The following is a 10,786-nucleotide window of genomic DNA, read 5'->3' on the forward strand; positions in this document are numbered from 1 at the left end:
GCCCACGGGTGGGGGCGCCGCATCGGCGCCCCCACCCGTCGTCGTGCGCCGGGCGGCTCGCAGGGGTGTTCGCCGGGCCGCGCCGCGCGCGGGTCGGCGACGTCCCACGGGGAGCGCCCGGTCGCCGGCCCGGGCTCTGGGATACGGTCGGGGCGTGAGCAGCAGCCAACCGACCCACGACAAGCTCCCGATCCGGATGTTGCACGACCGGGTCCTGGTCAGGACCGACACCGGCGCGGGCGAGCGACGCTCCTCCGGCGGCATCGTCATCCCCGCCACCGCAGCCGTCGGCAAGCGGTTGGAGTGGGCCGAGGTGGTCGCCGTCGGGCACAACGTGCGGGGCGTGGAGCCCGGCGACCGTGTCCTCTACGACCCGGAGGACCGCGCCGAGGTCGAGGTCCGCGGGGTGGCGTACATCCTGATGCGCGAACGCGACCTGCACGCGGTGGCGGCCGAACGGCTCCAGGGCTCCGAGGACTCCACCGGGCTCTATCTCTGAACGCGGCCGCGCCGCCCGCTGTGCCGCGGCGCGGACCCCGGCCCCCGGCGGGCCGGGGCGGCGGTCAGTCGCCGCCCGCTGCCCCGGACGACCCGCCGTCACCGCCGGGCTCCGGCGGCGTCGGTCCCGAGGTCGGAGAGGTGCCGCCGGGAGGCCCCGTCGGGTCGGCCGGCCCCTCGCCCTCCCCGGGCGCCCCGCTCGGCTCCCCGGTCCCCGGCCCCGTGGTCCCGCCGGGGGTGGCCGGCCGGGTGGACGGCCCGTCCTCGTCCGGTGAGGGGCCGTCCGACGGCGAGGACGAGGGGTCGTCCCCGTCGCCGTCGTCCCCGTCCTCGCCGCCGCCCGAGGGGAGGTCGCCGGGGCGCAGGTCGAACTCCCGCACCTCGGAGCCCTCCAGCGCCGCGGCCGTGTACTGCGCCCAGATCTGCGCCGGCACACCGCCGCCGCTGACCCGCTCCATGCCCAGCGCGCCGTACAGCGGCACCTGTCCGCCGCCGTCCGGGTCCTGCCCCACGAGCGCCACCACCGTGGCCAGCTCGGGGGTGAACCCCGCGAACCAGGCCGCCTTGTCCTGCTCCGCCGTGCCCGTCTTGCCGGCGGCCGGCCGACCGACCGCGCTCGCCGCCTCGCCCGTGCCGCCGGAGACCACGCTCCGCAGCAGCTCGGTGGTGGCGTCGGCCGCCTCGCGCGAGACGGCGCGCCGCGGCTCGTGCTCCGGCAGCTCCACCTCCTCGCCGTCCACGGTCAGCGAGGTGACCATGACCAGCGGGTGGCGCTCCCCGTGCGCCGCCAGCGTCGCGTACGCCTGCACGAGATCCAGCGGGCTGGGCGTCGACACCCCGAGCGAGATGGAGCCGGAGGCGGACTCCAGCCCCGGCGTCGTCGGCGGCAGTCCCAGCCGCACCGCGGTCTCGCGCACCAGCTCCGGGCCCACGTCCACGCCCATCTGGGCGAAGACGGCGTTGACCGACTTGTCCATCGCCTCGCTGACCGGGAGCGTGCCGTAGTCGGTGTCCTGCTCGTTCTCGGGGGACCAGCCGGTGCCGGTGCCGTCCCGCGCGAGCACCTCCCGCCCGCTGCTGCCGCTGTAGGTGGTCCGCGGCCCGATGCGGTCGCCGGAGCGGTCGCGGGCCTCGTGCTCCAGCGCCGCCGCGTAGACGAACGGCTTGAAGGTGGAGGCAGCCTGGTAGTCGCGGCGGGTGGCGCCCGAGATGAACTGCTCTGTGTAGTCCCGCCCGCCGTACAGCGCCACCAGGTGCCCGTTGCCGGTCTCCATGGAAGCGGCGCCGGCGTGGATCGTGGCGTCCTGCGGCCGCTCCTCGTCCATCAGCCCGCCCAACCGGTCGTCGACGGCGCGCTCCAGCTCCTCCTGGCGCCGCGGGTCCAGCGTGGTGGTCACCCGCACCCCGCCCGCGGCGAGCCGCTGCTCGTCCAGCAGCCCCTCCTCGACGAGGTACTGGTCGACGGCCTCCACCAGGTACCCGCGGCGGCCGGAGAGCCCGGACTGCGGCTCGGTGTCGAGCGGCTCGGTGAAGCGGAGGGCGTCCTTCTCGTCCCGGTCGAGCCAGCCTTCCGAGACCATGCCGTCGAGCACGTACTCCCAGCGTGCCAGCGCCCGCTCGCGGTACGCCGGGCCGGAGCGGACGTCGTAGGAGCCGGGGGCGTTGAGCAGCGTCGCCAGGTAGGCGGCCTCGGAGGTGTCGAGGGCGTCGACGTCCTTGCCGTAGTACTCCTGGGCGGCGGCCTGCACCCCGTAGGCGTTGCGGCCGAAGTAACTGGTGTTGAGGTAGCCCTCCAGGATCTCGTCCTTGGAGAACTCCCGGTCGAGCTTGACCGCGATGAACAGTTCCTTGGCCTTGCGGGTCACGGTCTGCTGCTGGTCCAGGTAGTAGTTCTTCACGTACTGCTGGGTGATGGTCGAGCCCGACTGGCGGCCCTCGCCACGCAGCATGTTCCACCCGGCGCGGACCATCGCCTTGGGGTCGACGGCCGAGGCGGAGTAGAAGTCGCGGTCCTCGGCGGCGAGGACGGCCCGCCGCACGTGTCCGGGCACCTGCTCCAGAGGCACGCTCTCCCGGTTGACGTCGCCGGTCCGCGCGATGACCGAGCCGTCGGCGTAGCGGTAGACGTTGCTCTGCGCGGCGGCGGCCGACTTCGGCTCGGGGATGTCCACCACCATGTACCCCGTCACCAGCAGCGCGACCGCCGCCACCAGCAGGGTGGTGGCGGACAGGCAGAGCAGTCGCCAGGTGGGCAGGAACCGCCGCCACCCGGTGCGGCCAGGGCGCTTCCCGCCGTCCCGCAGCCGGGGGCGCGGCTCCCAGCGCTGCGGCGCCGCACCGATGCCGTCCGTCCCGCTGTGGTCGCTCATGCCTGCGGACACCTCGCCCCTCGCCCACCAGTCCGAGTCCCCGGCGACGGGGATGTGACTCCTCCGGGGCCCGAGTCTCGCATCACGGACATAAGGGGGCGAGTTGGCGCGCCCGGATGCCACTCGGGCGGGGGCGCGCGGGCGGCGCCCCGGGGCGGTCCGGTGGCGGGGCGTCAGCGGGGCGGATCAGCGGGGCGCGTCCGAGGGGTGTCACCCGGTGGGCGGCGGCCGGTCGGGGCCGGGGGGTGGCGGTGCGCTGATCGTGGTGCGGGGGCTGCGCGCCGCCCCGGCGCCGTCAGGTGCGGATCTCCGCGGTGGGGGCGAGTTCGGCGAGCCGGACGGCGGCGGCCATCGCGGCGTACCCCGCGTCGGAGGGGTGGAGGTGGTCGCCGGAGTTGTAGGCGGGCAGCAGCCGGTCCGGCTGCGCCGGGTCCCGCAGCGCCTCGTCCAGGTCGATCACCGTGTCGAAGACGCCGCCCGCGCGGATCGCCGCGTTGACGCGCTCCCGGACCTCCTCGCGGTCCGCGCGCCAGCCGCCGTGCCCGGCGAACGGCGCCAGCGTGGCACCGGCGACCACCAGCCCGGCCTCGCGGGAGTCCGCCGCCACCTGCCGCAACCCGGCGAGCAGCGCCTCGGCGTCGCCGCCGTCCGGGTCGCGGATGATGTCGTTGATGCCCAACTGCACCACCACCGCGCGGAGCTCGCTGCGGGGCAGCACGTCGGTGTGCAGCCGTCGCACCCCGGCGTCGGCGTTGAACGGGCGGTCCGGGGCCGCGTCGGACAGCAAACGGTTACCGGAAATCCCCAGATTCAGCACCGTGTAACGAGGGCCGTCCTCGCTCTCCCGCATCCGCTCGGCCAGCCGGTCGGTCCAGCGGCGGTTGGCCCCCGCGGTGGAGGTCACGCCGTCGGTCAGCGAGTCGCCGAGCACGGCGACGGCACCCTCGGCGTTCTGGCTGAGGAGCTGGACACCCGTCACGTACCGCCAGTCGGTGATCTTCCGGGAGAACGCGTCACCGGAGGCCTCGGCGGTGTGGTCGCCGTCCGCCACGTAGCTCGTCTGGCGGGCCTGCCGGTGGTGGGTGACGGCCCCGCCCGGGCCGGGCGCGTAGACGGTGACCAGCAGGTCGGAGCCGACCGGCACCTCCAGCCGCGCCGCGTCGCTGACGGTCTCGCCGCCGGCCGGGATCGACACCTCGCCGGCGCCGTCGAACGACAGCCGCCGCATGGTCTCCGGCACCGCGGCCGGCCCGCCGGCGGCGGCCAGCGCCACGGTGACGTGGGAGAGCCGCAGCGGGGTCGCGCCGTAGCGGTTGGACAGCGTGACGCGGACCGCCGTCCCGCCCCCGGTCGGCCGCAGGACGTTGCGGACCGCCTGCCCCGGCATGCCGTCGGGGTGGTCGGGATGGGCACCGGTGGGGGCCGCCGTCCACGCGGACAGCCAGACGCCCTCGGACGCCTGGAGCGCCTGTTCGGGGGCGCCCAGCGCGCTGGTGGCGGCCTGGCCGCGTGGGCTGAGACTGTCGGCGACCAGCACGCCGACCACCAGCGCGGTGGCTATCAGCGTGGCCAGAAGTCCGTGGCCGCGTACTCTGCTCAGCAACCGACCCATCCCCTCCGCCGGCCCGGATTCCGGGTACTCCTGTCTTCTCGTCACATCTTCCCATCCCGGTTCGCGGCCGCATGTCGTCGTCCACCGTTCCTTCACGGCGGACGACGGCCGGGCGCGGCTCGCAGCGGCCGGAGCCCCGCCGGCCGCGGGGGAGGGGGCACAATGCGGAAGCAGCGCGAGGGCTGGAGCGGACGAGTGACGCGAGAGAGCGGACGACGGGGGCGGCGGGCATGAGCGGTGTGGACGGCACGCACGGCACGGGCGGCACGGAGGACAGCGGCCCCGGGCGACCGGCGGGCGCGCCGGAACGCCCGGCCGGCGGCGGCTTCTGGGGAATCCGCGGCGGCCCCGCGCCGGCCGGTCCCCCCGGGCCGGTCGAACCGGCCCGCGACGGGGCCGGCCTCTTCACCGAGACGGACCTGGAGAAGCAGCGCGGCCTGCGCCGCATGAAGGCCGTCGCCACCGGGCTGCTCGTCCTCGTCGCCGTCGTCTACGCGCTGGCGACCTGGGCCGAGTCGCGCGGCGCCGGTGCCTGGGCGGGGTACGTCGCCTCCGCCGCCGAGGCCGGGATGGTCGGCGCGCTGGCCGACTGGTTCGCCGTCACCGCGCTCTTCCGCCACCCGCTCGGCATTCCGGTGCCCCACACCGCGATCATCCCGACCAAGAAGGACCAGCTCGGCCGCTCGCTGGGCGACTTCGTGGGCGAGAACTTCCTCTCCGAGGAGGTGGTCCGCGAGAAGCTGGGCTCGGTGGAGATGTCCCGCCGGGTGGGGGAGTGGCTGGCGAAGCCCGCCAACGCCGACCGGGTGACCGCCGAACTGGCCACCGCGCTCCGCGGCGGCCTCGGCGTGCTGAAGGACTCCGACATCCAGTCGATCATCGGCGAGGCGGTGACCCGGCGCGCACAGACCACCGAGATCTCCCCCGTCCTCGGCCGGCTGCTGGAGCAGACCGTCAGCGGGGGCGGGCACCACTCCGCCGTCGATCTGGCGTGCGCCAAGGCGCACGACTGGCTGATCGAGCACCGCGACGCCGTCATGACGGCGATCGAGGGCGGCGCCCCCGGCTGGACGCCGCGATTCGTCGACCGCCGCGTGGGTGAACGCGTCTACCGCGAACTGCTGCGCTTCGCCACGGACATCCGCGACCAGCCCGACCACCCGGCGCGCGGCGCCCTGGACCGCTTCCTCCACGACCTCGCCGCCCAGTTGCAGCACGACCCCGCCACCCGCGCCCGCGTGGAGCGCCTCAAGGCGGACCTGGTCCGGCGGGACGAGGTGCAGGACCTCATCACCTCGGCCTGGCACTCGCTGCGCGACATGCTGCTGGCCGCGGCCGAGGACGAGCGCAGCGCGCTCCGCATCCGCGCCCGCGCAGCCGTCCTCGCCGCGGGCGAACGGCTGGGTACGGACGCCCGGTTGCGCGCCAAGTTCGACGGCTGGGCCGCCGATGCGGCCGTCTACGTCGTCAACGGCTACCGCCGGGAGATCACCTCGCTGATCACCGACACCGTCGCCAACTGGGACGCACGCCACACCTCGCGGAAGATCGAGCTCCACATCGGCCGGGACCTCCAGTTCATCCGGCTCAACGGCACGATCATCGGCGCGCTGGCCGGGTTGGTGATCCACACGGTGACGGTGGCACTGGGCGGGTAGGTGGGTGGCACCGCCCGGTATCATGGCGGGGCCGGCGGCCGTTGCTGAATTGGTATAAGCGCAGCACTTAGGATGCTGTGGGCGAAAGCCCATGTGGGTTCGAGTCCCACCGGCCGCACCCGGACCGGCTCCACGCCGGTCCCGACGCCTTCCGTGGCCGGCCCCGCGACGCGGGGCCGGCCACGTCGCGTCCTGCCTCTCCCCGCGCCTGCGCGGCGCTTCCCGGACCGTCGGGCACTGCCCGCCGCGGCACACACGCCGAGCGCCCGCCCCTCGCCCGCGCCCCCTCCGCGCCGCTCCCCGACCGGCCGTGCCGGAGCGGCGCGTCGGAGTGACGCGCCGGGCGGGTTAGCGTGACGGACGGCACGTCCCTTACGTCCCGGAGGACTGACAGACATGGCAACCACGCGCACCGCCACCACCCGCTGGCAGGGCTCGCTCATGGAGGGGTCCGGCACCGTCTCGCTGGACTCCTCCGGCGTCGGCACCTACGACGTCAGCTGGCCCTCCCGCGCCGAGCAGCCGAACGGCCGCACCAGCCCCGAGGAGCTGATCGCGGCCGCGCACGCCTCCTGCTACTCCATGGCGCTCTCGCACGGCCTCGCCGGCGCCGGCACCCCGCCGGAGTCGGTGGAGACCCGGGCGGACGTCACCTTCCAGCCGGGCGAGGGCATCACCGGCATCGTCCTGCACGTCCAGGCCCGGGTCCCCGGCCTGGCGGCGGACGACTTCCAGGCCGCTGCCGAGGACGCCAAGAAGAACTGCCCGGTCAGCAAGGCGCTGGCCGGTGTCGACATCAGCCTCGACGCCGACCTGGTCTCCTGACCGGCCTTCAGGCCCAGCGCCCCGCGGCGCTCCGGGGCACCGGGCCTGCGGCGCCGGCTCAGTCGCCCGGCAGCGGCCACCGCCGCCCCTCGGGGCCGTCCAGCCACAGCCACTGCCGCTCGCCCTCGATCGTCAGCCCGTACCGCTCGGGCCCGGGACGGCCGGCCCCCTCGAACTCGGCGAAGTACCCCTCCAACGCCGCCCACAGCCGCCGCGGGCCCGCCTCGGTCACCGTGCCGTCGGGGAACCGGCGCGCCGTCGACCCGTCGGTCGCGCGCACCGACACCGAGCGCGGCGCGACCGCCGCGTCCACCCGCCAGTCCAGATCCGGCTCCAGGACGCTCACCAGGAACCGGAAGTCGACGTCGCCGACCGCCTCCGCCGGCAGCTGCGTGGTGCGACCGGCCGCCGCGGGGGTGGACGCCGGGGCGGGCGCCGCGGGTTGCGGCCCCGGCCGCCGCAGCGGCATGAAGTAGGCGGCGCCCAGGAACCGCCCCACGGCGCGGTCCGGCCCCTCGGGCTCCACCCGCACCAGCCCCTGGCCGAGTGGCGCGACGATCAGTCCCGCGCGGCCGGACTGCCGGAGCCAGGCCGGCGGCACGCGGTCCACGCGGCAGGTGGCGATGATCCGGTCGTACGGCGCGCCCTCGGGCCACCCCAGCGACCCGTCCGCCGTGACCACCCGCGGTCCGTAACCGGCTGCCGCCAGCCGCGCCCGCGCCGTCGCGGTGATCTCCGCGACGACGTCGACGCTGGTCACCCGGGCGTCGCCCAGCCGGTGGGCGAGCAGCGCGGCGTTGTAGCCGGTGCCCGTGCCGATCTCCAGCACGCGGCAGCCCTCCGCCACGTCCAGGGCGTGCAGCATCGAGGCCATCAGCGACGGCTGCGAACTGGAGGAGACCGGCTCGCCGGCGTGGCGGCGCGTCACCAGCGCCTGGTCGCTGTGGACTCCCCGCAGCCACGCCTCCGCGCGCCGCTCGCCGCCGATCCGCAGCCCGGAGACGTCGTAGAAGTACGGCACGAAGACATGCCGCGGGACCGCCGCGAAGGCCGCGCGCCACGCCGGGTCGGGCAGCACCCCCGCCGTGTCGAGCCCCTCAATCAGTTCCGTCCGCAGCCGCAGGGCGGTGCGGTCGGTCTCCTCGGTGCGTTCCATGGTCCTCCTCGGCACGGCCGACGGCTCCGGTCGATCACCGAACGGTGCCACGCCGGACGAGCCGGGCGCGGTACCCCTCGCCGTGCGTCTCGCCATCCCGACGTCGCGTCAAACCGCGCCGCGCGCCGCGCTCGACGGCCGGTGGGGCGGCGGCCGGGCACAAACCCGCGACGGAGCGTGCGGGGGGTGGTGGCCGGGCCGGTGCCACGCCGGTACGTTCACCCTCCGGGCCGCCCCCGTGCCGCCGCCGCGGCGCACCGGGGGCCCGCCACGCCGGGAGGCACCGTGAACCGACCGCCGCTCCCCGACCCGCCGGCCGCCCACGGGCCCGCGCGCCGCACCCTGCTCGCCGCCGTCCTCGCCGGCGGCGCCCTCGCGGCCCTGCCGGGGCCCGTGCGGGCGGTGGCTTCCCCGCCGCCCACCGGCGTCTCCGCCGGCGCCGACGAGGCGGCGCTCCACCGGCTGCTGGTGGAGCGCTGGCGAGCGACCCTGCTGCACGGCGTCGCGGCCGGCCGCCCGCCGGGGGAGTGGGGCCAGGCCCACGACCTCGCCGTCGCTGCCCGCGACCGCACGGCCCTGGCCCACCTCGCCGCCCTCGACACCTCGGACGGCGCGCGAACCCCCTGGGCGGACCTGCCGCTGGACGGCACCGACGTCCCCTCGGCCCATCTGACCACCGCCGCGGGCCGGTTGCGGACCGTCGCGCTCGCCGCGGCCACCGAGGGCGGCGCCCTCCACGCCGACCCGGCGGTCCCGAGGGCCGTCGCCGGCGGGCTGCGGGTGTGGTGGCGCGCCGGCTACCACGCCGGGCGGACCCAGCACGGCAACTGGTGGGACTGGGAGATCGGCGCGCCCCGTGCCGCCGGCGACCTCCTCGCCCTCCTCGGCCCGGCGGTGGACGGCGAGACCCGGGACGGCGTCCTCGCCGCCGTCGACCACTTCGTGCCCGACCCCCGGCGCATGCTCCGCGACGAACTGCCCTCGACCGGCGCCAACCGCGTGGACCTGTGCCGGATCGTCGCCCTGCGCGGCGCGCTGGGCGGGGCCACGGAGCGGCTCGCCACCGCCGCCGACGCGCTGCGCGGCGTCCTCGACCCCGTCCGCGTCGGCGACGGGTTCCGGGCCGACGGCTCCTTCCTGATGCACACCAGCGTCGCCTATCCCGGCACCTACGGGCAGGTGCTGCTCAAGGGAATGGCGGAACTGCTGCTCGTCCTGGGCGGTACGCCCTGGGCTGTCGCCGCGAACGAGCGTCGCCGCGCACTCGACGCGGTGGAGCGGACGTTCGCCCCGCTGGTCCACGCCGGGCTCATGACCGACGCGGTGCGCGGCCGGGCGATCTCCCGCCACCACGCGACCGACGCGGACGACGGGTTCCGCCTCGCACTCGACCTCGTCACCCTCGCCGCCGCCCTCGCCACCCCCGCCGGCGCCGGCACCACCACCGGCGAGGAGGACGCCGCCGCGGCCTCCCGGCTGCGCGGCCGGGCGCGGAGCTGGCTCCACGCGACCGCGTGGCGGCCGCTCTCCGCCCGGGAACCCGCCCAGATCGCCACCGCCGCCGCGGTCCTGGCGGACCGGTCGACCCCCGAGCCGCCCGCGCTCACCGGTCACTTCGGCTTCCCCGACATGGAACGCCACGTGCACCGCCGACCCGGGTGGAGCTACTGCCTCTCGCTCAACTCCGACCGGGTCGCCCGCTACGAGTACATGAACGGCGAGAACGCCCACGGTTGGCACACCGGCGACGGCGCCGCGCTGCTGTACCTCGACCACGACCCGCACCAGTACACCGACGCCTTCTGGCCCACCGCCGACCCCAAGCGGCTGCCCGGCACCACCGTCGACACCGCCGCTCTCCCCGTCGGGGCCGGTGGCGACAACGACCACGAGCCGCTCACCGGGACCCGGTGGTCGGGCGAGGTCCGGCTCGGGGAGCTGGCGCTCGCCGCCGCCGATCTGCGCGGCATCGACTCGCCGCTGCGGGTGCGGCGCTCCTGGCTCTTCCTCGACGACGCGGTGGTCTGCGCCGCCTCCGACCTCCGCGCCCCGGGCCGCACCGTGGAGACCACGGTGGACCACCGCTCGCTCCACGACCCCGCGGCGCCGGTCGGGGGCAGGCTGCTGGTGGACGGCCGCGCGGTCGGGACCGCGCCGGGCACCACCGCCCGCCACCCGGCGCCGCGCTGGGCGCACCTGGCGGGCACCGGCGGCTATGTCTTCCTCCCCGCGCCCGGTGCGCCGCCCCGCTCCGGGGCGGCCGCGGGGCCGTTGCTGACGCTGACCGAGGACCGCACCGGCTCCTGGTCGCGCATCAGGGAGGGCGGCCCGGCAGCCCCGGTCACCCGCCGTTTCGTGACGCTCTGGCACGACCACGGCGCCTCCCCGGCGGGTGCGGTCCTGGCCCATCTGCTGCTGCCCGGCGCCACCCCCGCGCGGACGGAAGCCCGCGCGGCCCGACCTGGGATCGAGGTGCCTGCTCTCACGCCGGAGCTGCACGTCCTCCGGACCACCCCCGGCGCACTCGCCGGGGGTGCGCGCCTCACCGGCGCGGTGTTCTTCCGGGGCACGTCGGCCCCCGGCGAACCCGGCGCGGCCGGGGAGCAGCCCGCCGCGCGCCGGGCGGCGGCGCGGTCACCCCGGGCGTGGTGTCGGCCACCGCGATGCC

At 76.5% G+C, this 10,786-nt stretch carries 7 protein-coding genes and 1 tRNA gene; 5 read left to right on the forward strand and 3 right to left on the reverse strand.

Annotated elements, in window-relative coordinates; translation table 11 throughout:
- Nucleotides 1-196: 196 nt before the first annotated feature.
- Entirely contained in the window at nt 197-499 is a 303-nt protein-coding gene (locus HCN56_RS19035; protein ID WP_167972796.1) for a GroES family chaperonin, read from the forward strand.
- Between the two features lie 64 nt (nt 500-563).
- Here the strand turns inward: HCN56_RS19035 and HCN56_RS19040 are convergent, their stop codons facing one another.
- Together HCN56_RS19040 and HCN56_RS19045 are read right to left on the reverse strand one after the other, a co-directional pair.
- Nucleotides 564-2,867, reverse strand: coding sequence for a transglycosylase domain-containing protein (locus HCN56_RS19040; RefSeq protein ID WP_167972787.1), 2,304 nt, complete (start codon nt 2,865-2,867; stop codon nt 564-566).
- 295 nt (nt 2,868-3,162) lie between these two features.
- A complete protein-coding gene (locus HCN56_RS19045) occupies nt 3,163-4,470 on the reverse strand; it encodes a GDSL-type esterase/lipase family protein (RefSeq protein WP_376770895.1) in 1,308 nt (435 codons plus the stop codon).
- Nucleotides 4,471-4,709: 239 nt separating this feature from the next.
- Here HCN56_RS19045 and HCN56_RS19050 point away from each other — a divergent pair, with 239 nt between their 5' ends.
- The 3 genes from HCN56_RS19050 to HCN56_RS19060 all read left to right on the forward strand — a co-directional run bounded on the left by HCN56_RS19050 (nt 4,710) and on the right by HCN56_RS19060 (nt 6,962).
- On the forward strand, nt 4,710-6,137 hold the full coding sequence (locus tag HCN56_RS19050; protein ID WP_209312927.1) for a DUF445 domain-containing protein: 1,428 nt from the start codon (nt 4,710-4,712) through the stop codon (nt 6,135-6,137).
- A 34-nt stretch (nt 6,138-6,171) separates the two neighbouring features.
- Nucleotides 6,172-6,255: transfer RNA gene (locus HCN56_RS19055), tRNA-Leu, on the forward strand.
- A 278-nt stretch (nt 6,256-6,533) separates the two neighbouring features.
- Nucleotides 6,534-6,962 carry an OsmC family protein gene (locus HCN56_RS19060; protein WP_167972789.1) on the forward strand — a complete coding sequence of 143 codons (429 nt, stop codon included), beginning with the start codon at nt 6,534-6,536 and terminating at the stop codon, nt 6,960-6,962.
- Between the two features lie 58 nt (nt 6,963-7,020).
- Here HCN56_RS19060 and HCN56_RS19065 read toward each other — a convergent pair whose 3' ends face one another.
- Nucleotides 7,021-8,118, reverse strand: coding sequence for a methyltransferase domain-containing protein (locus HCN56_RS19065; RefSeq protein ID WP_167972791.1), 1,098 nt, complete (start codon nt 8,116-8,118; stop codon nt 7,021-7,023).
- A 285-nt stretch (nt 8,119-8,403) separates the two neighbouring features.
- Here HCN56_RS19065 and HCN56_RS19070 point away from each other — a divergent pair.
- Nucleotides 8,404-10,786, forward strand: a 2,383-nt coding sequence (locus HCN56_RS19070; protein ID WP_167972793.1) for a polysaccharide lyase 8 family protein, incomplete at its 3' end; no start/stop codon positions are given.

The organism is Streptomyces lonarensis (assembly GCF_012033735.1).
In the GTDB taxonomy this organism is placed as follows: Bacteria; Actinomycetota; Actinomycetes; order Streptomycetales; family Streptomycetaceae; genus Streptomyces; species Streptomyces lonarensis.

What these genes read in the sequence shown, in the direction of transcription:
- HCN56_RS19035 (WP_167972796.1), top strand. Translation starts at nt 197, where the DNA reads ATGTTGCACGACCGGGTCCTGGTCAGGACCGACACCGGCGCGGGCGAG.
- HCN56_RS19040 (WP_167972787.1), bottom strand. Translation starts at nt 2,867, where the DNA reads ATGAGCGACCACAGCGGGACGGACGGCATCGGTGCGGCGCCGCAGCGC.
- HCN56_RS19050 (WP_209312927.1), top strand. Translation starts at nt 4,710, where the DNA reads ATGAGCGGTGTGGACGGCACGCACGGCACGGGCGGCACGGAGGACAGC.
- HCN56_RS19060 (WP_167972789.1), top strand. Translation starts at nt 6,534, where the DNA reads ATGGCAACCACGCGCACCGCCACCACCCGCTGGCAGGGCTCGCTCATG.
- HCN56_RS19065 (WP_167972791.1), bottom strand. Translation starts at nt 8,118, where the DNA reads ATGGAACGCACCGAGGAGACCGACCGCACCGCCCTGCGGCTGCGGACG.